Source organism: Brucella sp. NBRC 12953 (assembly GCF_040369775.1).
GTDB classification, from domain to species: Bacteria; Pseudomonadota; Alphaproteobacteria; order Rhizobiales; family Rhizobiaceae; genus Brucella; species Brucella pseudogrignonensis.
Window position 1 is genome coordinate 348,676 of record NZ_BAABSV010000004.1, and the last position, 26,580, is coordinate 375,255.

The following is a 26,580-nucleotide window of genomic DNA, read 5'->3' on the forward strand; positions in this document are numbered from 1 at the left end:
TTTCTTTCGAAATAAGTCATTTTTTTGCAAGTGTTACCAGAGAGTTACCGCCTGTTTAGGTAATTCTTAAAGCTGTGGCGTTAGTCTCGGTCTCGATTAGGTCCTTGAGTGTTGTGTAGAGAGTACAATGACCGATCTGACAAGACCGCGTATAAAATATGTTATCGGTCCTGATGGCAGTCCACTGACCATCGCGGACCTCCCGCCCGCCACTACAAGGCGCTGGGTCATTCGCCGTAAGGCTGAAGTTGTCGCCGCTGTACGCGGTGGGCTTCTCAGCCTTGAGGAAGCATGTCAGCGTTATACCTTGACGGTGGAGGAATTTCTTGGCTGGCAGTCCTCGATCGATGAGCATGGTCTCGCCGGTCTCAGGACCACACGTATCCAGCAGTATAGACACTAAAAATCTGCCGGTTTCTCCGGAAAAGGCAGATACGCAAATTAAGCCCCGGCCGGGTTAACCGGCCGGGGTTTTTCTTTGGCCGTTCATCACTATATCAATGAGAACTGAAACCCTCATGGGGAGAGCAGAATGGCCGAAAATATTCAGATCCAGAAAGCCGACAGCACCGATAGCGGTCGTTACTTTGCCAATATCGATGGCGACGAAGCGGAGATGACTTATACAAAGCTCGGGCCTGCACTCATCTCCATCGATCACACCTTCGTGCCCGATTCCATGCGTGGCAAAGGTGTAGCGCAGGCCTTAGCGCTAAATGCTGTCGAAGACGCCCGTAAAACCGGCTGGAAAATCATCCCACGCTGCAGTTTCATGCAGGCGCAGGTCAAGCGCCATCCAGATTGGTCAGACGTTATAGCCAGTGATTGATATCAGCGCAGATCGCGGATGCGACTGGCAAGGCTCTTTGGGCTGGCATTTTTGCCCTTGCCAACTGAACCTTCAGCGTCAAGCAACTTATGGATAGGCGAGTTTTCGCCTTCCTTCTCTGCGGTAGCTGCAACCATGCGCGCGGCCAAGGCTGCCATCTCTTCGCGAAGAGCCGCATTTTCTTTTGAGAATTCTGCGGGTTGCTCTGTTTCGGCGTTTGATGCCGAACCATTGCGGGTAAAGCGCTCCAGCTTTTCCTGAGCGTCGGAGAAATCGGTAATCAGCTTGTCGAGTTTGGCCTGCAATTCAGTATTGCGGCGCTTCTCGCTCTTTAATTCAGTCTGTGCTGTCGTCAATTGCGTCGAAACCTCATTATAGCGGGCAGATGCATCTTTACGTTCCCGACGCATTTCGCTCATCTCATTCATCAGACGACCATGTTCGGTCTCTTTGGCACTCATTTCGATACGTAGCGTATCGGCCAGTTCTTCGAGAGATGAAAGATGTTTCTGCAGCCGCTCAACCTCGGCCTCAACAATTTCTGCTTTTTCAGCAGCAGTGTCGCGTTCCGATATCGTTTCTGCGACCTGCTTTGCACGTTCCGCCAGCGTCTCTTTTAGCTGTGCGATATCATTTTCCAATGAAGCGAAACGCTTGAGTTCATCATGCTGCTTGCCGAGCTCGATCAGCTGGCCGGATGATTTATCACGTTCAAGCTTGAGCTGCTGTGCAAGCTTGCTGGCCACCACCGCATGTTCGGCTCTCAGGCCATCCCGATCCGCTCTGATTTCAGCAAGCGTTATCGGCAGTTCGGCTTGAACCTGCCGACGCGCCAGAAAGAAAGCGCGGCGCCAAACCGAAGGGCCAAGCAGAACCACGACGAAAACCGCCACGAGAACGCCAAGTATGAAAATGAGCGCAGACTGGATCACGGCTTTGTCACTAAACGGGAAAATGGACCAGCCAAAAGACTTGGCTGGTTGTTATTTATAATGGAGCGGCATTCCGCTTTCCAGCTAGAACGCCAGTCCAAATCAGAATGGGTTCCAGGTCGGCGCCGCAGAAAGCTTCAGATAACCAATATTGACGCCAAGGCGGGCACCAACGCCCGTACGAATTGGCACCAGCATGATATTCTGACGCTTGAGCACGTTGAAGCCTGCTCCGGCGATCACATAAGCAGAACCTGCAACGCCGGCATAACGCCCATAGAGGCTCTGAATATCGTCAAGATTATAGACGAGCATCATGACGCGCGAGCCTTGCCCGCCAAAATCCCAGCCGAGCGACGGACCCTGCCAGAACGTGCGATGATCGCCAGCATTCTTGGTGTAGAGCGTACCTTCGCCATAGGTGAGACCACCTATGAAGGCACCGGAGCCCTCTTCACCCAGAATATAGCCATTGGGAAGACCGAAGCTCTGGAACGCCTTTTCGACTGCGCTGGCGATACCGCCAGATGTCGAACCGAAGAACCGGTGTCCGGATTCAACAACTTCCTCGGCCGAATATGTGTTGCTGCTCTGTGCCTGCGCTTTGTGCGGCACGGCGATGATGGAGATCAGAAAGGCCGCAAAGAACGCTACAATATACGCCGCGTTGCGGAACCTGATCTGCGACAGGGACGGTATGGCCATCTATAATTCCTTTTGCCTACCAGCTTCTCTGTCTGACGGCCCTGTTAAAAGCCTGGCAGCGCTTCTTGCGAGCACTTTGCCGAATCGCGCGTAGTTTAACCGCGAATTTATTGTCTAAATCTTTAAGCGCCGAAATTGGCTTTAGAATGGCGGCAAAAAACAGCTTTCTTGCGGCAACAGGACGTCGCGTGTATCCAGATTCCCAAGGTTCCCGGTGGTGATTCGTCGGGATTTATGCTCATCAACTGATTGCCGCCTGACATTCGATTACAAAGTCGATTCGCAGAGCCGGTTCGCGCCTGGAGAAAACACCATGCCATTGCCCGTTACCCTGTCCGCACTCGATCTTGGTGCGCTTCTGTGCAGCCGGATCTGTCATGACATCATCTCGCCGGTTGGCGCCATTAACAATGGTCTCGAACTGCTCGAAGAAGGTGGCGCTGACGAAGACGCAATGGCGCTTATCAAGTCGAGCGCGCGCAATGCTTCGGCCCGCCTTCAATTTGCCCGCATCGCGTTCGGTGCAGCCGGTTCCGCAGGCGTACAGATCGATACCGGCGATGCGCAGCATGTCGCAACCGAATATTTCAAGAATGAAAAGCCGGAACTGACCTGGGAAGGCGCCCGCGTTCTGCTGCCAAAGAACAAGGTCAAGCTTTTGCTCAACCTGCTTCTGATCAGCAATGCAGCCATTCCACGCGGCGGTTCGCTGGCTGTTCGCCTCGAAAACGGCGACACCAATCCACGTTTTGTCATCACCGCAAAAGGCCGGATGCTACGCGTACCGCCAAAGTTCCTCGAACTGCATTCAGGCGCAGAGCCGGAAGAGCCAATCGACGCCCATTCGGTTCAGCCATATTACACACTGCTTCTGGCTGAAGATGCAGGCATGACCATTTCCATCCATGCGACTGCCGAAGACATCGTCTTCGCCGCAGAATAAGAAGCATTTCTTTAAGCAAAAGGCGCAGGGTAAAACCTGCGCCTTTTTTGTTTGCGGCCTCATATAAGAAAAGGCCCCGCTTACGCGGAGCCTTATTCAATCAGGTACTTCCAGCAAAACTGCTAAGCGCTTATGCGCTTTCGCGCAGTTCTGTGCCATCTGGCTCGCGCAGCACATAGCCGCGACCCCAAACGGTTTCGATGTAGCTCTGGCTGCCGGAAACGGCATCAAGCTTCTTGCGCAGCTTGCAGATAAACACGTCGATGATCTTCAGCTCAGGCTCGTCCATGCCGCCATAAAGGTGGTTGAGGAACATTTCCTTGGTGAGCGTCGTGCCCTTGCGGAGCGAAAGAAGCTCGAGCATCTGATATTCTTTGCCGGTCAGGTGAACGCGCTGACCACCAACCTCAACCGTCTTGGCGTCGAGGTTAACAATCAGGTCGCCAGTGGTGATGACCGACTGGGCATGGCCCTTGGAGCGACGAACAATCGCATGAATACGGGCGATCAGCTCGTCCTTGTGGAACGGCTTCGTCATGTAGTCGTCTGCACCGAAGCCCAGACCGCGAACCTTGTCCTCAATGCCAGCCATGCCGGAGAGGATAAGGATTGGTGTCTTGACCTTCGAGAGGCGCAAGGTACGCAGAACTTCATAACCGGACATGTCCGGCAAGTTCAGGTCCAGCAAGATGATGTCGTAATCATAAAGCTTGCCGAGATCGATGCCTTCTTCACCCAGATCGGTGGTGTAGACATTGAAGCTCTCGGACTTCAGCATCAATTCAATGCTCTGTGCGATAGCACTGTCGTCTTCAATCAAAAGGACGCGCATATCTTATCCCCTTTCCGCCGCTGATCAGTTTTCCCTCACGGCAGCTGACGGAACTGTCGTTGCCTTAGCATGAAGGTGCCTGCAAATGGTTAACAAAATATGATTCCGGTTGGCAAGTACAATTCTTTCCAGTTTAGAAAAAACTCTTATCCGACTGAATCATATGTAATTATTCGACTCATTAGACCCTTATGAATCACATTAAGAAAACTTCCTAAGTGATTCATTTGACTCTAGCTTTCACCTGTTACTCAAAAACCACACCAGATTTACCGAGCCTTAATTCCTAACGCGTATGATTAACGTTGCCGGTAAAGGAATGGTTACCAAAAGGGCGAAATCTTAACTTTTTGTTTCGCTTATTGAGGCTGTTCTTAAAATTGGTGGCAGAGCTGGAGCCCTTAAAAGCCAAGCATTGCAACGGATTTCACGGCATATTGTGGGAAAACCGCCCGCATATATGCCTGTTAATAAAGTCGGGGGGAACGCCCCAACGTTAAGAGAGCTGGTTGGTGTTCAAGGAGTATTGCGTATGAAGCCACGTGAAAGCCTCGTCAGGCTGAAATTGTTCCAGGTGAAGGAAAAGCGCCGTCAGCTGGGCCAACTTGACTTGATGATCGGCGAGTTCGAGCGGATGGCCGGAGAACTCGACGCCCAGATTCTATCGGAAGAGAAGAAGGCAGGCATCACTGACATCAATCATTTTGCCTATCCGACCTTCGCAAAGGCAGCGCGCCAGCGGCGCGATAACCTGTTTGGTTCGATTCGCGATCTGATGCAGCAGAAGGAAGGCGCCGAGGCCGAACTGGTTGTGGCTGAGGCTGACCTTGCGAAAGCCGAAGCACTGGAAGAGCGCGACGGCGTAAAAGCCCCGCGTGATGTCGTGGAACGGCCGGTCAATCAGCGGCGCGCGATGATCGGCTAAGATTACGAACTGCAAAGTCTTTGGATTTCGGAAAAATGAGGCGCGGCTTCTGCGGGGGAGCCGTGCCTTTCGTATTTTTAGCCTTGAGAGCGCTAGAGCGCCGTGCGCCCTTCCGGGCGCACAAGGTCGCTCTAAAACTTTATATTTACAGCATAATTTTACCTTAAACTGATTCAAGTTTAAGGAATTATGCTGTAGTCTGCTTAGCCAAACCATAGGCGCTTTAAAGCGTGAGCAGATAGTCCTCGAAGCGCTGCCCCTTCTGATGCCGAAACACCTGACCGGCAGTTTCAACCTTACTGATCCGGTCGAGACGGAAATTCCGGAAATCATTGCGACTTTCACACCAACCTGTCAGCAGCCAGACCGCATCGAACATCGTTAAACCAAGTGGCCTTACAATACGCTCTGTGATGTTGTCTTTCAGATCAAGATATTCGAGCGTAACAACCACGCGATCACGAACCGCACGCCGTAGAAATGAAAGATGCAGGTTCGCCTTGCTGTGTTCCTCGGTCAATTTCGACACAGCCCTCAATGGCAGGTTCTTGTATCGATCCCCCGCCCCGGCCTGCATCGTTGAACTGATTTTTCCCGAAACGCGCTGCGCTGCGGCACTAAGATCGCCATCACCTCTGGCCATAACAAGCCTCACACCGAGCATAATGGCTTCCAGCTCATCAGCATCGAAGTGAAGCGGCGGCAGAAAGTAACCTTTCTCAAGCTGATAACCCAATCCGGCTTCACCTCTGACCGGTGCGCCCATTGCAACCAGCGTCGCCATATCGCGATAGATCGTGCGCGGTGACACTTCCAGCATATCGGCAAGCACCTCCGCCGAAACGGGCGCAGAAGCCGAACGAAGTCTATCGAGGAGAGAAAAGAGCCGCAGTGTTTTCATGCGCCAAGCCTATAGCACACCCCTGACAGGAACTGTCAGGGGCTCCGTGTATGTGAAGCTCACCAAACATACAGGAGCTTTTCTTGAACACGCCATACTTCGAAATTGTAACATATAAGGTCAACGACATAACCAGCGCAGATAAGGAACGCGAAAACGCACGCGAACAAATCTGTGCTCTTCCTGGCTTCATCTCTTGGGTGCCATTTAGCGGCATAACGGATGCGGGAGATCGTGTTGATCTCGTTTCCTGGTCCACGCTGGATGATGCGCTGGCTGCAGTAAAGCTTGTTAGCACCGCACCTGAATTTGCCGCCTTTAGAGAAACGCTAAAAGAAATGGTATCGATAGGCCATTACCAAGCCCAGGCAGAGCCGCAGCAGCCGGTAATATCAGGCAACGGCCTAGAACTCGGGCGCTTCCGATTGAAAGCCGGCGTGGATGAACAAGCCATGCGAGACGCCTATACCGCGATGGTGAGCAACCACCTCTCGCATCAGTCGGGCTGGCTTGCACAGCATCTCGTAAAACTCGCTGATGGGACATTTGTCGATCTGGCCTTCGCCGATAATCAGACCACCGCCACCGAAATTTGTGCAAGCTGGCAAGGCAATGCAGATTGCGATGCATTCCTGTCGCTGATTGATCCCGTCAGCATGGAATTCGGCACCATCGTTTGATGGCACGAACCGCGTGAGTTTCTTCTCGCAGCATATATGCCCTTGGGGGAAAAACGCGTTTGCATTCTCACCTTCGCTAGTTGTAGGGAAGAAGCGCGATGCAAAAACCCGTCCCCCCCGGGCAAGAAAAGGCCCGCAATACGTTCACGTTCAGCAATACACCGAAGCCAGTCCAGTGGGGCGTGCTGCTGATCGCCTCTGCCTTGCTGATCTTCCTCGGAGAAATGCTGGGATTACCCGCAGCTTTGCTGCTTGGCGCGATGCTGGGCGCCATCTTTCTCGCGTCTCGTGAGAGCACGATCAAGGTCCACAAGAATTTCTCTCTGCTCGCACAGGCGATTGTCGGCCTGTTGATCGCCCGTGCCATGACCGCTGAATTCTTCAGCAATATGGGACAACACCTGCCGATCATCCTGTTTTCGACGGGCTTCACGCTGCTCGCCAGCACCACAATCGGCTATCTTCTGGCGCGCTTTCGCGTTTTGCCCGGAACAACCGCCGTCTGGGGTGTCTCGCCAGGGGCTGCGACAGCAATCGTGCTCATGGCTGAATCCTTTGGGTCGGACGCACGACTTATCGCCTTCATGCAATATTTGCGCGTGGTGTTGGTGGCAACCACTGCATCGCTTGTTGTCATGTTCACAGCCGATGTCGAAACAGTCGCTCCAGCGGCCGTAGAATGGTTTCCGGCAATAAACTGGCATACGCTTGGCCCGACCCTCGCCTTGATCGTCTGCGGCGCCTTTCTGGGTCAAATATCACGCATTCCAACCGGAGCGATGCTCGTACCGCTGGCGCTCGGTGCCTTGTTGCAGGATTTCGGCCTTATGGTCATTGATCTGCCGCCATGGCTGCTGGCTGCGAGCTATATATTCATCGGCTGGCGCATTGGCCTTGGCTTTACCCGTGCAATCATTGCACACGCTGCCCGCGCCTTCCCGGCTGTGCTCGCATCAGCGCTTATTCTGATTGCCGTTTGTGGCCTGTTCGGCATGACACTCGGCCATGTGCTGGACCTTGATCCACTCACCGCTTACCTCGCCACCAGCCCCGGCGGCGCAGATACCGTGGCCATTATCGCAGCATCGAGCAATGTCGATCTGCCATTCATCATCGCCATGCAAACCAGCCGCTTTTTCATCGTGCTGCTTGCTGGTCCGGCAATTGCCCGCTTCGTCGCGTCGCGCATTGCCAGAAGGCAAAAATAAGAAAGCCCGACTTTCGCCGGGCTTTTCTCAATCACTGGTAAATCAGGCTTACTTGCCGTGGAAACCACGGATCGCACCGATGATCTTGTCCTGATCTTCTTCCGAAAGGTAAGGATGCATCGGCAGGCTGAGGATGCGTGCAGGCAGCGCTTCCGAAACAGGCAGGCCACCCGGTGCAATCGGATAATGCTTGTATGCCGTCTGCAGATGCAAAGGCTTTACATAGTAGATGACCGATGGAACGCCGGCTGCCTGAAGATGCGCCTTCAGACCATCGCGGTTTTCGCTTTCAATCGAATACTGTGCCCAGGCCGAACGATTGCCAGCAGGCAGACCCGGAACCTTGACCACATCCTTGAGCAGCTCATTGTAGCGCTTGGCAATACGGTCGCGCGCTTCCATTTCGTCTTCAAGGATCGCCAGCTTTTCCAAAAGAATAGCTGCCTGGATGGTGTCGAGACGCGAGTTGAGACCGATGCGAACATTGTCATACTGCGTTTCGCCCTTGCCGTGAAACAGAACGGAACGCAGCGTGTCGGCCAGTTCGGCATCGTTGGTGAACATTGCACCGCCGTCGCCATAGCAGCCGAGCGGCTTGGCAGGGTAAAAGCTCGTCGCACCGACATGGCCGAAAGCACCGCACATGACGTTGTCGCGCTTGCCGCCAATCGACTGCGCCGCATCTTCGATCACAAACAGGTTTTCGCGATCAGCAACTGCGGTGATGCGGTTGTAATCAGCAGCAAGACCAAACAGATCGACAGGAATGATTGCCTTTGGCTCAAGACGACCTTCCTTGCGGACAGCAGCAATGGCAGCTTCAAGCTGTTCTATATTCATGTTGTAGGTGTCGGCATCGACGTCGACGAAAACCGGCTCTGCACCGACAAGGGCAACAACTTCAGCGGTTGCGGCAAACGTGAACGACGGAACGAAAACGGCATGGCCCGGGCCGATGCCGCGCGCCATCAAAGGCATCTGCAAGGCGTCGGTGCCGTTGGCGCAAGCGATCACATGTTCCACGCCCAGATATTCACCGAGCTTCTTTTCGAACTCAGCCACTTCAGGACCGAGAATGTAACGGCCTTCCGCAACAACCTTGGAAACGGCGGCATTAAGACGGTCTTCGATACGCGCGCGTTGCGCTCCAAGATCAATGAACTGCATGTTGGCTCCAATTTATCTGGTTTACTGAGAATGCTCAGCGAATCCACGACAATTCTCTTATTCCTTCACGCCCCGCCCTGCCATGGGTGGAGCGTTCAAAGTTTTGCTATTCCCGTAACACCGCTTGACAGAAATTTCCGTCAAGTGCGTGTTATCTGGAATGAATGACCGATCCTTCGGTCAGAATGCGCAATACGTTGATTGCTTCCTGCCCATCAGTGCGCGGATTTTCGCGCGTTTCGATGCAGTGCAGGAAATGCTGCAACTCGCGTGTCAGCGGCATTCCTTCCTCGACGGGGATATAGATCGGATCGACCGATTTGAAAGCCCACTGATCATTCTCGCGCCATACTTCGTGCTTGTAGAATGCAAGCTTCCGATCCCAAGGTTCGGCATCATCAAAGACAAGCATACCCTTGGTTCCCGTCACGCTCAGGCGGCGCTCACGATAGGAATTCATTCGGGAAGCGAAAAGATGGCCGCGAATGCCGCTCGGGAATTCGAGATGCACATGCGCAAAATCGCTGATCTTGTCGATGATCGCCGTGCCTTCTCCGCGAACAGCTGACGGTTCTTCGCCAGTGATGGCGAGGATCATCGAAAGGTCGTGCGGGGCGAGATCCCAAAGCGCATCGAACTTGTCGTGGAATTTTCCGAAACCGACGCGGTGCGAATGCACATAGCGAATATCGCCGAGCTCTCCGCCCTTCACCATGTCGAGCAGCTTCTCAAATGCCGGATGGAAGCGCAGAATATGCCCGACCATGAACACGCGACCATTTTCGCGTGCGGCTGCCACTTCTGCTTCCGCATCGGCAACTTCCAGCGCGATCGGCTTTTCAACCAGAACGTCTTTGCCGTTTTTCACTGCTTCAATCGCATATTGCGCATGAAACTGCGCAGGCAGCGCCAAAACGATGCCATCAATATCGGGATGCGAGAAGAGTTCATCGACCGGAATGTTGGGAACACCGAACTCAGAAGCGAATCGTTCCGCATTCTGTGGATTGGCGTCAGAAACACCCTGAAGGACACCGAGCCCCTTCAAGGTACGAATATGGTTGCCGCCCCAATAGCCACAACCCAAAACCGCAATACGAGGTGCCATAAAACTAAGCCTTTGCTTTCCGCTAGTTACTTATCTACGCAAAACGTGGAAAACAAGACGAAAGCTATGCGAAGAGTGCTTGACAGGGTCCCGTTCCCCACATATACCGCCGCCATTCCTTGCGAAATCATTCGTTCAAAACACTAGAAACGGTGGTGAACAGAGTTCGCAGAAAACGTGGCGGAGTAGCTCAGTAGGTTAGAGCAGAGGAATCATAATCCTTGTGTCGGCGGTTCGAATCCGTCCTCCGCTACCATCACTTCAAAGTGAAGTAGCTTTTTTCCGACAAATCAACTTGATTGCCTAAAGCTACAGCTGCTTTGCGCAGGTCGCTGCTTGCTTCAAGCCGATATCGTCGCGCAGCTTATGGTATTGTGGCGGAAAAGCGCCGTAAGTCATAAGCTGTGCGGAATATCCATTCCCATTCAACAAATCGACAAAACGGCGCTGCAAAACAAATGGCGCAACGCGATCCCTCGGATTTCCAATCACAATAATCTTCAGCTGCGGGTTTCGTACGATTCCACGGATATGTTCCATCGGATCATAGGGGGCTGGCAGTCCGGTCGTATCACGTCCGGGCCGTTGCTTCAGCCCGGATTCAGCACGCAACATCTGCGCACGTTCCAGAAGACCGAATGCACCCGACGTCAACACCACGCAGGAAACATCATTGCGCCCAAGGGTGAGCAAAGCTGCAGCCGCAGTTGCACCGCCGCTATGCCCCATCAGCACAAACTGCTGGATGTTGTATCGCTGTTTGATTGCATCCAGCGCAGAATTCAGCGCCAAGAATTCGGGCGCCTGTCGTCTCCGCAAGTGGTTGCCGGTTGAACCGAAAGTTCCGGGCCGCTCCAGCACAATGACAGGAACATCGATCACCTGCGCTGTTCGTTCCGCGCGGCCTTTCTGCGCTTCTACCGTATTGTCGGGAATATCTGCCGGCTTGCGTTTCACCCAGCCCACGGTATCGCCGCGCAGCAGAACAATGACCACCGGCGCATCCTTGATGGTGCCGCCTGAGAAAAAGCGGATACAATCCTGCCCGCCTGCATATTCCGCCCAGACAGCGTCGCCGGTTTTCTGACAGGTCGCAAAATCAGGTTTGAGGCTCCACTGCAGCAGCTCGGCTCTGGCATCACCGATGGGTAAGATAGTCAGCAGCAGGCTCAGCGAAATCACCCATTCACAGCTGAACCGGCGACTTTCGCGAACCATTTTCCACATGGCGCCACCTAGTCCCTACCGTTCTCGCAACGCTTCGCTTGCCCTGTTGAGCGGTTTGATCAGGTAATCAAAGACTGTCTTGCTACCAGTATGAATATCCACCGTCGCAACCATGCCTGGAACGATGGGAAAGCGTTCTCCATGCTTGTTTAAAAGTGCATCTGTCTCGGTCTTGATGAACACGCGATAATAATAATTTTCAGGCTTCGCTTCATCCTTGATCGTGTCGGCCGAGATGCTGACAACCTTGCCTTCCAATCCGCCATAAATCGCATAATCATATGCGGTCACCTTGACTGTCGCACGCTGATCCGGGTGAATATAAGCAATATCCCGCGGCGAGATCCGCGTCTCGATCAGCAGCTGTTCATCAAGCGGCACAATAATCATAAGTTTGCCATTCGGAGGCACCACACCACCAATGGTCGAAACTTCGATATTCTTGACGATGCCGCGCACCGGCGAGCGCAACGTCAGACGCGCAAGCGCATCCGATCGTCCGCGAATAACCGATGAAAGCGATTCCACCTCGGCATTTGCCTTTGCAAGCTCCTCACGCGCCTGAACGATATAATCCGATTTGATCTCGGTTTCCTTGAGTTGCAACTCAACCAGCTGCCGTTTCAGGCGGATCACCTCCACATTACTGGCAGCACCCATTTTGCTTAGTGACTGGCTGATATTGAGTTCGTCTTGCACAAGCTTTTTGGATTCGGTGATCCATTCAAGCGAATCCTGCAGGCTACGTGTACGCGCATCGAAAAGTCGTGTTTCTGCAGCCACCAGCATCGGAAACGCATCAAGCTCCGGCGAGAATTGCAGCTCAGTCTGGCTGACTTCAGCAGTTAGCCGCGCAGAACTTGCCAAAGCCGCACGATATTTGGCGGCACTTTCCTGCACGCTTGATTCTGTAACGGTTGGGTCGAGCTGCGCCAGAATCTGCCCCGGCTCCACCACATCATCCTGTCGCACCATGAGCTTGGCGACAACGCCGCCCTCGAGTGACTGAATGACCTGTTCCTGCGAGGTCGGCACCACTTTACCTGTCCCGTTAGAGACTTCATCAAGCAAAGCCCAATAGGCCCAGCCCACCAGAATGATGAAGAAAACGAAGACGAGCCGAACAAAGCGCTTCTTCTTCTTGAGCTGAAGCCCTTGCTCGCTTCCGTTTACCCAGGCACCAAAGTCTCCGCCGATGGCCGCCATGCTGTATCCCTCCGGATCACGCCTGTTTAGGTGTTTCTACCTTGCTCATGCCCAGCAATGTCTGCAGACCGCGTTCCTTGCTGTCGTCCAATGCAACCTGCCCGTTCTCAACGACGATCAGTCGCTGCACGAGTTCGAGCACACGCATTCGGTGCGTCGCGATAACGACCGTGCGCCCGACACTCCATTTCGCGAATTGTTCGATAAAATGCCGCTCTGTGGCCTCGTCCATGGTTGATGTCGGCTCATCGAGAAGCACAACCGATGGATCGCGGATCAAAAGTCGTGCCAGCAAAATGGCCTGTTTCTGGCCCCCTGAAAGACCGCCACCACCTTCTTGAACCAGATGTTCAAGACCTTTCTGCAGGCGACGTACAAAGCCATCTGCTCCAACCATGGCAAGCACCCGCTGGATCTCCGCATCCGAAGCATCAGACGCACCCATGGTGATATTCTCGCGCAAAGTGCCAAAGAACAGGCGCGAGTTCTGCGTCAGCAGACCCACATCCCGTCGCACATCGGCGGGATCTATTTGCGGCAAGGCAAGATCGTCGAGCAGAACCTCACCTTCAGCTGCATCAAGCAGTCCGGAAAGAGCAAGCAACAGGGTCGATTTGCCCGCACCATTGCGCCCAAGCACGGCAATGCGATCTCCATGCTTGATCTTCAGATCCTTGATCAGAAGAACGGGGGTCGAGTTCTCATCGCCATAGCGGAAAATGGCATCCTTCAATCGATAGGAGCCGTCAATTTTCGGGCAGTGGATACGGGTTTCGCTATCGGGATGATCGACCGGCATTTGCATCAGCTGATCAAGGCCACGCTTGGCAATACGCGCATGTTGCAAGCGTCCCATGATCTGAGACAACTGACCCATCGGCGCCAACATGCGGGAGCCAAGAATAGATGCGCCGACCAGCGCACCCGTTGTCATGTCGCCCGCAATAATCAGCGGCGCACCCACAAAAACTGTCAGAGCATAAACCCCGCCCTGCACATTCTGCGTCCACACACTGAGACTATTGGTCAAGGCACGAAGCCTGATCTGTGCCTCACCCGTTACGGCATTGAAGTGGTTCCACTGCTGCTGAAACCGATCTTCTGCCTGTAGCCCTTTGATATCCTCGATGCCCTGCACGGTTTCAACCAGCATGGCATTACGAAGCGAGGCCTCACGCATGGCCGCATTGGCATAAGCTCTTAACCGCCGTTGCAGGAAAAGGCCCGGCAAAATCAGAAGAACCAGCGCGCCAAGCGGTATGAAGACCATCCAGCCAACCAGCGCCGAATAAATGACAAGGAACAGGAAAAAGAACGGAAGGTCGGCCAGCGCGGACACCGTCGTCGAGGTGAGCAATTCACGCACCTGATCAACGTCACGCAATTGCGCGATAAACGATCCTGTCGATGTCGGTCGCGCTCGATTGCGAACACGCAAGGCGTGACCGAACACGACATCGGACATCTGCAAGTCGGTCTGTTTGCCGAGCATGTCGATGATGCCCATGCGCGCACGGCGCATCATGAAATCAAAGAATATCGCCAGCAAAACGCCGCTGAACAGCACATAAAGCGTGTTGAACGATTGTGCAGGCACGACGCGATCATAGACCTGCATCGAGAATAATATGCCCGCGAGACCCAGCGTATTTGCGATCAGCGAGGCAACCAGCACATGGCTATAAGATCCGATATCGCGGAAAATAATCTTCCGTAGCCAGTTTTCTTCATACGGCTTGATATAGGCATCGACACGCGCATCGGGCACGGTTTTCGATGGTCGGGCAAGCACAACACTTTCTGTCTCAGCCAGAAGATCTTTCAGCGCAAACGGCTGCTCAAGCCCCTCTTCGCCGCTTAACCAGACGCTCGCCTGCCCGTCCTTTGAAAGCGTATGCACTACTGCAAGCTGCTTATCCTTGAGCATCAGAACAAACGGCAGATGCCAGGTCGAAAGGGTGATCTTGGTTGGCTCAACAAGCCTGACACCCAGCCCCATGTGACGGGCCATAGCGCGAATTTTTGCTTTGTCGTCGATGTTGAGATCAGCGGCGGCCGCAAGCTTGGCTCCCTGCACGGATACAGGCATTCGGTAATGCTTTGCCACCAGTTCCAGCGCTTCGAGCCAGTCTTCAACATTGAAGCGTGATGGCGCCTCAGGCTTTGGTTGTTCGCCAATCAAACCAAGTTCAATCGACGGATCGATAATTGGAGGGTTCTCGCCACGCTTCATTGGTTGCTCCCGTCTCCCCGCAATGCCGATGCCTGAAGACCAAAACCTTGGCGCATTTTGCCTGAGCTATAGAGGCAGTTCAGATTGAGGCGCCTGATATCATGCACCGTGTTGGCTGACTGAAACCGGGACTCATGCAATTCCTGCTCGGCGTTGAGCAGATCGAGCAATGTTCTTGTGCCCAGTTCCACATATTGTTCTCGATAAAGATCGCGGGTTTTCACCATCATACCGGCGCGCAATTCGAGCGATGACATAAGCCGGTTCAACGTACCAATCTGGCTTCGCGACTCCATGAGATTGCGTTCCATATCGATGCGTGCCGTGCTGATTGCCGATTCCGCTGCCTGAAGGCCGTAAGCCGCAGCACGTTTGCGCGCACCTGTCTGACCGCCATTATAAAGGCTGGACGACACATTCACGCCGACCGAATATTCCGGCTGGCGATCATTGCTGGTCGTATTATCGCGGGAAGCATTCAGATCATAACCCGTCGTCGCTTCAAGCGAAACGGTCGGGAAAGCCTCTGCTTTACTTGCTGCCAACTGTGCGACCGCCTCTTCTTTTTCAGCCTTGGCCTGCAGCATCGCCGGAACCTGATCCCAATCGGGTGCTGCAATGTCACAAGACTTGCCAAGCCAGGAAGGGACGTCCGAGGATGGGTTTGCGCTTCCACCCCCAATCATCGCAGCAAGCACAACCTGCCAGCGATTGAGTTCTGACTGATATTGAAACTGGGTCGCCAACGCCGCTTCTACACGCGCATCGGCCTGAACCTTGTCGGACATGGTGCTCGCACCTTTGTCCGTTCGCTCATTCACCAGGCCCGCAATGCGCTTAACGCCCTCGACCTGCTCCTGTGCCAGAGCCGAAAGCTTTCGATAGCGCTGGACCTCGACAACCGCACTGGCAGTGTCCCTTGAGAGATTATCAACCGCAAGCAGCATTCGGGCCTGATTGATTTCCTTGCCAGCACGCTCGGTATCAACCGCGCTCGAAACTTTGCCAAAATCATAAAGCAATTGTGAAGCGGCAACATTGAACTGTGGACGCCAGCCTTCGCGATTATTGCTCTGATAGCCCGAATTCACACCGGCATTGAGCTTTGGGTAATAACCGGCCTGCGCCGCCCTGATCCGTTCGTCGGCCTGATAAATACGGTCTGAAGCTTCATTGATGGTTGGATGCCAGCCGACAGCGCGACGGACCGCGGTTTCCATTGTAAGGGAACCACGGTCCGACACCTTGGGAGTGCTGGCGCTTGTCACGTTTGCCCTGTCAACAGCAGGTACGGGGGCTGAACCCGCCATTGACAGGGGCCGTGAGGCCTCGGTGTTTTTTGACTGCGTCAGCGTCTTCTCGCCCAAAGCAAGATTGTTTGCAGACATCTGGCACGCAGCCAAAAGGCATGAAGTAAACGTTATGGTCGCGAAACGTCTTAAAACCAGAATTTTTCGCATTTATTTTCCATTATAACCGGCAATAAGGCCGGTGATCTGTCATCTGAACCTCCGCCGCCAAAGAACTCAGCGGCGAAGGGTGGAAGCTGATAGATCAGACAGTATGTGTCGTATGAAGATCGTCCTCCTGCGTGAGCGGATCTGGCACCAGATGTCCGAGCGGATCATCCACTGAGGCCGTTTCCTCGACTGGAGCCGTACCCAGACCCGTGTCAGATGTCTGTGTGGCACTGTCATCGCTGGACGGCTGGTCATTGCTTGACGGCAATGTCACTTCACCACTGCCATCATCGAGCAGTATGCCCTCTGTCAGGCTATGCTGAGCTGGGGTTTCGCCAGCATCTGCATCTGGTGCCGCCAGATGATCACCGAGCGGGACAACATCGCTTTCATGCTGATCTGCAACGGGTGCATCACCACTTCCTTCAGCTGAAGCCGTCTGTTCGGTCGTTTGTGTGGCCTCCTGATCCACAGGTGTTTCAGTTGAAGCGTGGACATCACCGCTGCCATCATTCAGGGCGTTGTCGTCCGCCACCTGATGCTCATCCGCTTGATGGGTCGTATGTGCATCAGAATTGTCGTTATGCTCGTTCGCCGATGCAGCAGCCGCCGTATCGTGATGCTCCGCAGCCACGGCATCATCATGAACCGGATCTTCTGCAATACGGGCACTGAGTATCTGGCTACCTTCTTCCAGCCCGATGGTGATGTGAGCCGCCGTTTCGTGGCCGTTTGGCAGCACGATCTTGTAATTGAAGGTATCCGTCGCAAAGCGATCTGTGTAAGCAAGGTTCGAGTGCGGCTGATACTTGTATTCACCATTACTGTAGATCGTCAGGTCACCATGCAGTCCCTGAATGACAGTGCCCGTAGCACTGACAGTCACAAAACCGCCGCTGCCCTGAACCTGTAGTTTTGCAGCAAGTGGCAAGGTCCCGTCATTGTCGAGCAGATTGCCCGTCGTACCAGGATTGCTCTGGATCACATGCTGGTCAGTCAAGGTGACATTGACATCCGAGATCGTATTAACCGAACCTGCAACACCACTGATCGTGGTATGGACACGATACTGGCCCGGAACCAGATTAAGGCTGCCAACGTCAAGGGTCTTCACGACGCCGAGCAGACCGAGCGTCATAGTGTAGGTTTCTGGCGTGCCCACATTCTGCCAGTTACCACCAACCAGCCTTTGGATGACAACCGTACCGCTCGCTACAGCCGCTACCGTAACCGAAATGGTTATGGTTCCGGTGGCATCCATATTACTGCCGATAGTGAACGTATTACTGTTCGATTGACCGCTACCCAGAACGGCTGTGAGAGGCTGTGTCTGATCAAAGAAGGCATTATTGACCGCATTGACCCAGACAATTCCCGACGTATCCGTGTCGTCGGTGGCAACGAAGTCGTAGGTTGCAGGCTGGGTGAAGTCATCACTCCACACAAGTCCCTGACCATCGCTATCTATACGGATGTTCAGATTTGCGGTTGTATTGGCGTTGGTGAGCGGATCGTGAACCGTATAGGTAAACTGCTCGACCTGCCCGATGGCAGCCGCACTCGCATTTGGCGTGTAGGTATATGTGCCATCCTGATGGATGACCAATGTACCATACTGACCAGTGATCGTTGTACCCTGTGCACCAGCAACCACGGCATGTGCGACACCGCCAACGGTGACACTTGTAACCAGGTGGCCAGCTTCAATCGCTGCACCGTCATTGGCCATGACGTTGCCCTGAATGGCTGGAGCCTGAATACCACTTGGTTCCTGATAGTTCAGATCCTGGCCCGAGACGGCCAGATTGCCAAGCAGACCCACACTGACCGTGTTCTGAACTGCGGCAAAGGCACGATATGTTCCTTCACCCAGCAGTACGGAGGCTTCGGCACGATTACCCAGAAGTGTCAGGGTAAGCAGCGTGGCATTGCCATTGCCGTCTACCGAGGCCCATGTACCGTCCGGCATCAGTTTCTGGACGATAATCGATGTACCACCGGCCAGATCCACACCCAGCGCCTGTGCGTAAGTCAGCTGCAGATTCTGCTGATGACCCTGTGCCACCGTGATACCCACGGAGTTCACGCTCAGAACACGCAGATCAAGACCCAGAATACCGACAAGTGCCAGATAGGATGCACCCGGATAAGTGACGGCGGTTGTCGTTGGCTGAATAACCACTTCTGCAGTTACATTATCGTCGACCGGCGCTGTGCTGCCCGGATCGATAATCGGTGCGGTTACCGAGCCTGGGTTTGAGAGATTGCCTGCCGCATCCTGCAGTGTGACGGACAGTTGCTGCCCCTCCCTCTGCGGAGTTGTAAGCCCAATCTGGAAGTTGCCGCTAGAGTCAACCGTTCCTTCACCGACGACAGCGTTACCTGCGCCTCGAATAATGACCGTCGTATTCGGTTCACCCTTACCGCTAACGGTCACACCATCTGGTGTGATGGTGATGTCCGTTGGCGCAAGCGGTGCCAGCGTATCCGGCACGGTCGCAGGGCTGGCCTCCGACTGATTACCCGCAGCATCAGTCTGTGAGACCAATACGTTCTGCCCGTTGCTTTGGTCCAGCGTATAGGTTGCTGTTCCACCAGCGCCGATCGGCACTGTCGCGATAACTTGACCAAGCGCATTATGAATTGTCGCCGTGGCGTTCGCCTCACCAGTGATCGTCAGCGTACGTCCGTCAGCACCCACAGCCACTGTTGGCGCATCTGGTGCCAACGTATCCGGCAAGGTTGCTGGCGTGGAGCCTGATTCATTACCTGCCCCATCACTCTGGGTAACGGTAACTGCCTGGCCATTCGTTTCCGGCAAGGTATAGGTCGCTTCTCCTTCCGCACCCAGTGGAACCGTCGCGATTGGATTACCTCCGGCATCATAGATCGTGGCGGTTGCACCCGGCTCACCAGTGATGGTGAGCGTTACACCATCTTCACCGACGACGACTGTCGGTGCATCCGGTGCCAGTGTATCTGGCAGGGTTGCAGGTGTTGCGCTCGATTCGTTACCTGCTGCATCGCTTTGGGTAACAGTGATCGCCTGACCATTGCTTTCCGGCAAGGTATAGGTCGCTTCGCCTTCCGCACCCAGTGGAACCGTCGCAAGCGGATTGCCTTCGGCATCATATATTGTCGCGCTTGCACCCGGCTCACCGGTAATGGTGAGCGTCACACCATCTTCACCGACAACCACGACCGGAGCAGATGGAGCGAGTGTATCCGGCAAGGTTGCAGGCGTTGAGCCCGATTCATTACCCGCAAGATCACTTTGAGTAACGGTGATCGCCTGACCGTTGCTTTCCGGAAGCGTGTAGGTTGCCTCACCCGTTGGACCGAGCGGTACCGTCGCAAGCGGATTGCCTTCGGCATCGTAGATCGTGGCAGTCGCACCCGATTCACCGGTGATGGTAAGCGTTACACCATCTTCTCCAACAACGACTGTCGGTGCATCCGGTGCCAGCGTATCCGGCAAAGTTGCAGGCGTTGAGCCCGATTCGTTACCCGCCGCATCGCTTTGGGTAACGGTGACGGCCTGACCGTTGCTTTCCGGCAAGGTATAGGTCGCTTCGCCTTCCGCCCCCAATGGAACTGTCGCGATTGGATTGCCTTCGGCATCATAGATCGTGGCAGTCGCACCCGGCTCACCGGTAATGGTGAGTGTCAACCCATCCTCACCAACCACAACCGTCGGCGCATCCGGTGCCAGCGTATCCGGCAAGGTTGCGGAGGTTGAGCCCGATTCGTTACCCGCCGCATCGCTTTGGGTAACGGTGACGGTCTGACCGTTGCTTTCCGGCAAGGTATAGGTCGCTTCACCTTCCGCACCTAACGGAACCGTTGCAATCGGATTGCCCTGCGCATCGTAAATCGTGGCAGTTGCACCCGGCTCACCGGTGATGGTGAGGGTTACACCATCTTCACCTACAGTTACAGCTGGGTCATCCGGCGCCAATGAATCTGGGAGTGTCGCAGCCGTTCCCGGAGACTCGTTATTCGCAGCGTTCGTCAAGGTCACAGTGACGACCTGACCATTGCTTGGATCAAGCGTAAATGTTGCACTCCCGTCGCCAGACAGGCCGACCGTGCCAATTACGCCACCTGTAGAATTGTAAATCGTCGCTGTCGTATTGGGCTCGCCGGTAATCGTCAGTGTACGACCGTCATCACCGACGGTGACATTCGGCTCATCCGGCGTATCAGAGTCTGAGTCCGCATCGGCATCGGCATCGGCATCAGCATCAGCATCAGCATCCGCGTCAGCATCAGCATCGGCGTCCGCGTCCGCATCAGCGTCCGCATCGGCGTCTGCATCAGCATCAGCATCAGCATCGGCGTCAGCGTCAGCATCGGCATCGGCGTCGGCGTCAGCATCGGCATCCGCATCGGCATCCGCGTCGGCATCAGCATCCGCGTCAGCATCGGCATCAGCGTCTGCGTCTGCGTCGGCATCGGCATCTGCGTCGGCATCCGCGTCCGCATCCGCATCGGCATCCGCATCGGCATCAGCGTCTGCGTCGGCATCAGCATCCGCATCGGCGTCGGCATCCGCATCGGCATCAGCGTCTGCGTCAGCATCCGCATCGGCGTCAGCATCAGCGTCTGCGTCAGCATCGGCATCAGCGTCTGCGTCGGCATCAGCATCCGCATCAGCATCCGCATCAGCGTCAGCATCAGCGTCGGCATCCGCGTCGGCATCAGCGTCTGCGTCGGCATCAGCATCGGCATCAGCATCAGCGTCGGCATCAGCATCCGCATCAGCGTCAGCGTCTGCGTCGGCGTCCGCATCGGCATCAGCGTCTGCGTCGGCATCAGCATCCGCATCAGCATCAGCATCCGCATCAGCGTCAGCGTCGGCATCAGCATCGGCGTCAGCGTCTGCGTCAGCGTCGGCATCCGCATCGGCATCAGCATCCGCGTCAGCATCCGCGTCAGCATCTGCGTCAGCATCAGCATCAGCATCTGCGTCAGCATCGGCATCAGCGTCTGCATCTGCGTCGGCGTCCGCATCGGCGTCTGCATCAGCATCAGCGTCTGCGTCAGCATCCGCATCGGCGTCAGCATCAGCGTCTGCGTCAGCATCGGCATCCGCATCGGCATCGGCATCAGCGTCTGCGTCGGCATCCGCATCAGCGTCCGCGTCGGCATCCGCGTCAGCATCAGCATCTGCGTCAGCATCGGCATCAGCGTCTGCGTCGGCATCTGCGTCGGCGTCGGCGTCGGCATCTGCGTCAGCATCGGCATCCGCGTCTGCGTCGGCATCAGCATCCGCGTCGGCGTCAGCATCGGCATCTGCGTCGGCATCAGCATCCGCGTCGGCGTCAGCATCAGCATCAGCATCCGCATCCGCATCGGCGTCTGCGTCTGCGTCGGCATCAGCATCCGCATCGGCATCGGCATCGGCATCAGAATCTGCGTCCGCGTCATTATCATCATCACCGCGCGACGATGCTCCGATCACGGCACCTATGGCGCCCAGACCAGCAAGGCCCAGCAGAACCGGGCCCAAACCACCACCGCCGCCGCCGGCAAGCTGATCAACGGATTGTATCTCGGAGAAATTGAAATCGGCTAAGCCATCGCTGTGATTACCGGCCCACAGCTTACCATGATCATCCTGCAGGACGAGGTCGTTATCCTCGCCGTTTTGATAATGCGTATAGAAATGAACAATTCGGATTGTTTCGCCATTATGCAGTCGAATAAGGAGATCGTCGCCAACCTTCTGGTATTCCGCAATCGCGTCTGGATTGAGCGACAGTTTAACAATGCTAGGTCCTGAAAGGACGATGTTATCACCAGTAATGGTACGCGAGCTGCCGCTCACCTTATTCGTAACAACTGCAACCATGACTCTCTCCTCAACCGAAACTGAGCTTCAAGGGCCTATGTGAAACAGAACTCGAACTATTGAGAGAGCGCTTATCTATGGCATCAATATTATTTAAAATGTGAACTAAATATTAAATACAAACAGGACCAACCGCAAAGTATAAACCTTGCGTAAAGTAAAGCCATAAATCTGCACTTCATAATAGTTGCTGAGAACACCCCTCGAAGACGATAAATACCCGTCTCAAAATTTCGTTATCGGTAGAGGTTTGTCTATGCTGATATCGACTCCTTTTGTATAATAAATACAAAATGTACTAATTAAGTTGTATGTTTTGGACTACCTATCGTTGAGCTCTTCTCCTGAAGGATGCAGGGCTTGTTCCGATAATTCTCCCAAAAAAACGAGTAAGATGGACCTGATCTGCGAAACCGCACTCATGCGCGATTTCAGCAATCGGCATTTGCGTTTCCATCAAAAGGTCACGCGCCTTATCAACGCGGCGGCGAATGATGTATTGGTGCAGCGTGACATTCGTTGCCCTCTTGAACAGACGGGCAAATTGCGCAGCCCCCACTCCGGCGGTATTGGCAAGCTTATCGATAACAATGCGACGATGTAGGTTTTCATCGATGTAATCGAATGTCCTTTGAAGTGTAGGAAGAGAAAGACCAGCATCAGGGTTAAGATCACCCGATGTCAGTGTAGAATATTTCGATACGACACGCGCAACAAGAAGACGCGCTATATATTGCACTTCAATGGATGAAAACCGTCCACCGACATACAGTATATCTTTAACGGAATTAATTGTCTGTTCCAGGAATTCGTCATAGATGGAAAGACTGTAGTCAAGCTTGAATAGATTATTGCTAACGGATGAAAATTCTAGAAAAACATCATCCATCAGGTTCTTGGATATATATATATTTATAACTTCAGCATTACTATTTATCGAAACTTTTAAACTCTCGTCCGGAGGAATTACAATAATTGATCCGGGCTGCAGATAAAGTTCCGATAACTCTCCGCCTATCTGCCAAGCTCCTTGCAGATGCCCTTTAAGGACCATGGCAACCAATAGCGAATCGACGGGCTGGAATACGGAATTAAATGGTTGCAGACGTGCCGTGTAGGCAAACAAGTTTTTCCAGCCGTGATCAGAACTTGTCTTTAGAATTTCAATAGCTTCAACGTTTCTTACATCATGGAATGCAACCAAATTCCCCTCTGTATTTGGCATATATCCTCCATAAACATTGATATTTCGGATTATCCTAAACTAATAATATCTATTAAAAAATCAAACCTATCTCCTTTCATTTTTGTGAATATCTTTAAAAATAAATCATAATAAATAGATAGCAATAAACATATTGCCCGAAATCATGAGCAAACACTTTAATTAGTAAATACTAAAATTAGAAGTAATGTTATTTTTTACATCAGCCGTTATTTTTTCTCTTTGTTCAAAGCTAAATTCCGGTCGCGAAAACTTAAATTAAATGGAAATAATTTCCATATTTGAAGACCGCGCAAGAAAATCGTCGGTAACTGCAGTCGTAAAACGCGAACGATTCCAGATATTTCGACCTCATTTGGCTCATCAGATTACAACCAAAGCGCGATTGGAAATCAGACGGGCTTCGAAACCGCTTAATGCCGTTATTGCCAGCGGCTTCCAGGCATGTGCGGCAAAGCTTCTCTGGCATCAAGGGAATTGCAGGCCTATATCAGGCTCGAAGGCCGTTCTTGCGGCAGCAATCCAATTGGCACCGAAAATGACCGTTCTTATAAACCAGCCTCATCCATCCATCGACAAGGCGTCCATCAAACAACTGGTCGACACGTTTTATGGACGTGCGCGGGAAGATGCCGTGATTGGCCCAATATTCACGCAAGCGGTGGCGGATTGGGATCACCACCTTGATCAAATCGCGGAATTCTGGTCATCGGTCATTCTGAAAACCGGCAGCTATGAAGGGCGTCCCATGCCGCCGCATCTGCGACTTGGCCTGAAAGGCGATCATTTCGACCGCTGGCTGGAGCTGTTTGAACAGACGGCGCGCGAGGTTTTCCCGCCCGAAGGCGCCATTGTCTTTATCGATCGCGCCCGACGTATCGCCGATAGTTTTGAAATGGCAATCGCAACCCATGGCGGGACGATTTCTACCCCGCGCCATTCGCGTAAGCCTCTCTAAAACATATCGCGGAAAAGTAGGAACCTATCTTCGGATAAGATTGGCATCTAAGACAAAACAAAAAGCCTGCCTCTGATGAAGAGGCAGGCTTTGAAGTTTTATGCGGCAGGCTTGGACTGTTCCGCCTTAAGCTGCTGCTTGTGGCGCAGCAACATGCCGTAAAGATCGCGCGGCTCATCCGGGTCAGCCAGAAGATCGAGCTGCTCATAGAAGCCCGTATCCTGGAGCTTATCGCGAACATAGCGCAGTGCCGAAAAGTCTTCCGTAGCAAAGCCGACCGAATCGAACAGCGTAATCTGACGCGCATCCTTGCGGCCTTCAGTCTTGCCGGTAATCACTTCCCACAATTCATTGACGGGATAATCTTCCGGAAGCTGCTGAATTTCGCCTTCAATGCGGGTCTGCGGTGGATATTCGACAAAAATATCCGAGCGACGCAGAATATCGCCATGAAGCTCGGTCTTGCCGGGACAGTCACCACCAACTGCGTTGATATGCACGCCAGCGCCAACCATGTTGTCGGTCAGGATCGTGGCATTGAGCTTGTCGGCGGTTACGGTGGTGATGATGTCCGCACCTTCGACCACTTCTTCGACATCCTTGCAGATCACGATATCAATGCCTGCGCCTTCGAGATTGCGCGCGCATTTTTCCGAAGCCGTGCGGTCAATATCGTAAAGACGCAGCTTGTCGATGCCGAGAATTGCCTTGAACGCCAAAGCCTGAAATTCGCTCTGCGCGCCATTGCCGATGATCGCCATCGTGCGTGCGTTCTTTGGTGCAAGATGCTTGGCCGCAACGGCCGATGTTGCAGCAGTGCGAAGCGCCGTCAGAATGGTCATTTCGGTCAGAAGCATCGGGTACCCGCTGCCAACATCCGAGAGAACGCCAAAAGCCGTCACCGTCTGCAGGCCGTCGCGCGTGTTCTTTGGATGACCATTCACATATTTGAAGCCGTACATCGTACCGTCGCTTGTCGGCATCAGTTCGATCACGCCTTCATCGGAATGCGAAGCCACACGCGGCGTCTTGTCGAAGCTTTCCCAGCGGCGGAAATCCTCTTCCACGTAATCGGCGAGTTCCTTGAGGAAGGTCTCGACACCGACGGAAAGCACCAGCTTCATCATGTGATCGACACTGACAAAAGGGACGATATTGAGGTTCGGTTGGGTCATTCTTGCTCCTTAGCATTCAGCGGCAGACCATTGATCCGCCAGCAGCGAATGCGGTTTCTGAATTCAATAATTGATGGTTGGACGATCCATGACGCTGCGGCCCAACAGGCTCGCCATCAGGTCGACCATCACCGTTGCGGTGCGTCCGCGTTCATCGAGAAACGGGTTAAGCTCAACCAGATCGAGGCTTGTCACCAGATCGCTGTCGTGCAGCATTTCCATGATGAGATGCGCTTCACGGAAGGTCGCGCCGCCCGGAACCGTGGTGCCGACAGCTGGCGCAATCGACGGCTCAAGGAAATCGACATCCAGGCTCACATGCAGAAGACCGTTTTCGTCCTTCACGCGCTGCAGGAAGCGGCGCAGCAGCGCTGCCACACCGTGCTCATCGATAAGGCGCATATCAAAAACAGACACAGCAGTTTTCTGGATCGCATCGCGTTCTGCCGGATCAACACTGCGAATACCCATCATGCAGACATTGGCTGGATCAATCGGTGCTGCCAATGCCGGGAAATAGCCTTCAAAGCCCTTCTGGCCCGTGTAATAGGCCACAGGCGTACCATGCAGATTGCCACTGCCCGTTGTTTCCAGCGTATGGAAATCCGTATGCGCATCAAGCCACAGTACAAATTGCTTGCGACCCTTTTCCGCGGCGCGGCGCGCAATGCCGGGAACAGTGCCTGCTGCAAGCAGATGATCGCCACCCAGGAATATCGGGAAACCGTCTTCGCTCTCACGATAAGCGGCTTCACTAATGGCTTCGATCCAGGCGACAGCCTGCGGCAAAGCCTTGATCACAGGATTGGGATGGGTCAGTGGGCGCTGTTCAGCCGGGGCCAGATTGCCCAGATCGGTAAACTCATGACCGAGTTCACGAATCGCATCCGCAATGCCAGCGGCGCGATAACCGTCGGGGCCCATATTGCAGCCCAGACGTCCAGTGCCTTCCTGAACCGGCAATCCCAAAATCTTGCAATGCATAAAGTGCTACTCCTGAGAAATTAAAGCA

At 53.8% G+C, this 26,580-nt stretch carries 21 protein-coding genes and 1 tRNA gene; 8 read left to right on the forward strand and 14 right to left on the reverse strand.

The genetic code is table 11. The features are described from left to right. Window positions 1-127 precede the first annotated feature (127 nt). The gene (sciP, locus tag ABWV94_RS11975) at window positions 128-403 is read left to right on the forward strand and encodes a CtrA inhibitor SciP (protein WP_007876112.1); all 276 of its coding nucleotides are present in this window, start codon (window positions 128-130) and stop codon (window positions 401-403) included. 129 nt (window positions 404-532) lie between these two features. Further along, on the forward strand, window positions 533-829 hold the full coding sequence (locus ABWV94_RS11980; protein WP_007876113.1) for a GNAT family N-acetyltransferase: 297 nt from the start codon (window positions 533-535) through the stop codon (window positions 827-829). A 2-nt stretch (window positions 830-831) separates the two neighbouring features. Here ABWV94_RS11980 and ABWV94_RS11985 read toward each other — a convergent pair whose 3' ends face one another. Then, window positions 832-1,737 carry a coiled-coil domain-containing protein gene (locus ABWV94_RS11985; protein ID WP_208856201.1) on the reverse strand — a complete coding sequence of 302 codons (906 nt, stop codon included), beginning with the start codon at window positions 1,735-1,737 and terminating at the stop codon, window positions 832-834. 126 nt (window positions 1,738-1,863) lie between these two features. After that, on the reverse strand, window positions 1,864-2,466 hold the full coding sequence (locus ABWV94_RS11990) for a DUF1134 domain-containing protein (RefSeq protein WP_064320902.1): 603 nt from the start codon (window positions 2,464-2,466) through the stop codon (window positions 1,864-1,866). Between the two features lie 313 nt (window positions 2,467-2,779). Here ABWV94_RS11990 and chpT point away from each other — a divergent pair, with 313 nt between their 5' ends. Then, window positions 2,780-3,409 carry a histidine phosphotransferase ChpT gene (gene chpT, locus ABWV94_RS11995; RefSeq protein ID WP_007876116.1) on the forward strand — a complete coding sequence of 210 codons (630 nt, stop codon included), beginning with the start codon at window positions 2,780-2,782 and terminating at the stop codon, window positions 3,407-3,409. 130 nt (window positions 3,410-3,539) lie between these two features. Here the strand turns inward: chpT and ctrA are convergent, their stop codons facing one another. After that, window positions 3,540-4,241 (reverse strand): response regulator transcription factor CtrA, encoded by a 702-nt coding sequence (ctrA, locus tag ABWV94_RS12000; protein WP_007876117.1) that lies wholly within the window; start codon window positions 4,239-4,241, stop codon window positions 3,540-3,542. Between the two features lie 532 nt (window positions 4,242-4,773). Between ctrA and ABWV94_RS12005 the strand changes: the two genes are divergently transcribed. Next, window positions 4,774-5,166, forward strand: a complete 393-nt coding sequence (locus ABWV94_RS12005) for a hypothetical protein (RefSeq protein WP_007876119.1) — start codon at window positions 4,774-4,776, stop codon at window positions 5,164-5,166. 223 nt (window positions 5,167-5,389) lie between these two features. On the opposite strand, the gene ABWV94_RS12010 is transcribed toward ABWV94_RS12005, so the two are convergent. After that, a complete protein-coding gene (locus ABWV94_RS12010; RefSeq protein WP_113496196.1) occupies window positions 5,390-6,067 on the reverse strand; it encodes a helix-turn-helix transcriptional regulator in 678 nt (225 codons plus the stop codon). 83 nt (window positions 6,068-6,150) lie between these two features. Here ABWV94_RS12010 and ABWV94_RS12015 point away from each other — a divergent pair, with 83 nt between their 5' ends. Further along, a complete protein-coding gene (locus ABWV94_RS12015) occupies window positions 6,151-6,747 on the forward strand; it encodes a hypothetical protein (protein WP_113496197.1) in 597 nt (198 codons plus the stop codon). 98 nt (window positions 6,748-6,845) lie between these two features. Next, complete coding sequence (locus ABWV94_RS12020) at window positions 6,846-7,955, forward strand: AbrB family transcriptional regulator (protein WP_064320905.1); 1,110 nt, start codon at window positions 6,846-6,848, stop codon at window positions 7,953-7,955. A gap of 48 nt (window positions 7,956-8,003) precedes the next feature. Here ABWV94_RS12020 and ABWV94_RS12025 read toward each other — a convergent pair whose 3' ends face one another. Both ABWV94_RS12025 and ABWV94_RS12030 read right to left on the reverse strand, forming a co-directional pair. Next, window positions 8,004-9,122, reverse strand: coding sequence for a DegT/DnrJ/EryC1/StrS family aminotransferase (locus tag ABWV94_RS12025; protein ID WP_007876128.1), 1,119 nt, complete (start codon window positions 9,120-9,122; stop codon window positions 8,004-8,006). A 151-nt stretch (window positions 9,123-9,273) separates the two neighbouring features. Beyond that, window positions 9,274-10,230, reverse strand: a complete 957-nt coding sequence (locus ABWV94_RS12030) for a Gfo/Idh/MocA family protein (protein WP_079212165.1) — start codon at window positions 10,228-10,230, stop codon at window positions 9,274-9,276. Between the two features lie 179 nt (window positions 10,231-10,409). Between ABWV94_RS12030 and ABWV94_RS12035 the strand changes: the two genes are divergently transcribed. Then, window positions 10,410-10,486 (forward strand) — tRNA-Met (locus ABWV94_RS12035). A 53-nt stretch (window positions 10,487-10,539) separates the two neighbouring features. Here the strand turns inward: ABWV94_RS12035 and ABWV94_RS12040 are convergent. From ABWV94_RS12040 to ABWV94_RS12065, 6 genes are all read right to left on the reverse strand, one after another. Then, window positions 10,540-11,457, reverse strand: coding sequence for an alpha/beta fold hydrolase (locus ABWV94_RS12040; RefSeq protein ID WP_113496198.1), 918 nt, complete (start codon window positions 11,455-11,457; stop codon window positions 10,540-10,542). Between the two features lie 15 nt (window positions 11,458-11,472). After that, entirely contained in the window at window positions 11,473-12,663 is a 1,191-nt protein-coding gene (locus ABWV94_RS12045; protein WP_007876146.1) for a beta-barrel domain-containing protein, read from the reverse strand. Window positions 12,664-12,679: 16 nt separating this feature from the next. Continuing rightward, window positions 12,680-14,896: a type I secretion system permease/ATPase gene (locus tag ABWV94_RS12050; RefSeq protein ID WP_113496199.1), complete on the reverse strand. Its 2,217-nt coding sequence runs from the start codon at window positions 14,894-14,896 to the stop codon at window positions 12,680-12,682. Further along, the gene (locus ABWV94_RS12055) at window positions 14,893-16,116 is read right to left on the reverse strand and encodes a TolC family outer membrane protein (protein ID WP_353413675.1); all 1,224 of its coding nucleotides are present in this window, start codon (window positions 16,114-16,116) and stop codon (window positions 14,893-14,895) included. The genes ABWV94_RS12050 and ABWV94_RS12055 overlap by 4 nt, the downstream gene beginning before the upstream one ends. Window positions 16,117-16,450: 334 nt before the next feature. Then, window positions 16,451-22,210, reverse strand: a complete 5,760-nt coding sequence (locus ABWV94_RS12060; RefSeq protein WP_353413677.1) for a BapA/Bap/LapF family large adhesin — start codon at window positions 22,208-22,210, stop codon at window positions 16,451-16,453. Between the two features lie 325 nt (window positions 22,211-22,535). Continuing rightward, complete coding sequence (locus tag ABWV94_RS12065; RefSeq protein ID WP_113496279.1) at window positions 22,536-23,435, reverse strand: helix-turn-helix domain-containing protein; 900 nt, start codon at window positions 23,433-23,435, stop codon at window positions 22,536-22,538. A 538-nt stretch (window positions 23,436-23,973) separates the two neighbouring features. Here ABWV94_RS12065 and ABWV94_RS12070 point away from each other — a divergent pair. Continuing rightward, entirely contained in the window at window positions 23,974-24,393 is a 420-nt protein-coding gene (locus ABWV94_RS12070) for a group III truncated hemoglobin (protein ID WP_007876161.1), read from the forward strand. Window positions 24,394-24,491: 98 nt separating this feature from the next. Here the strand turns inward: ABWV94_RS12070 and ocd are convergent, their stop codons facing one another. Together ocd and rocF are read right to left on the reverse strand one after the other, a co-directional pair. Then, the gene (gene ocd / locus ABWV94_RS12075) at window positions 24,492-25,568 is read right to left on the reverse strand and encodes an ornithine cyclodeaminase (protein ID WP_007876164.1); all 1,077 of its coding nucleotides are present in this window, start codon (window positions 25,566-25,568) and stop codon (window positions 24,492-24,494) included. 63 nt (window positions 25,569-25,631) lie between these two features. Next, a complete protein-coding gene (gene rocF, locus ABWV94_RS12080; protein ID WP_064320911.1) occupies window positions 25,632-26,552 on the reverse strand; it encodes an arginase in 921 nt (306 codons plus the stop codon). Between the last annotated feature and the right edge of the window lie 28 nt (window positions 26,553-26,580).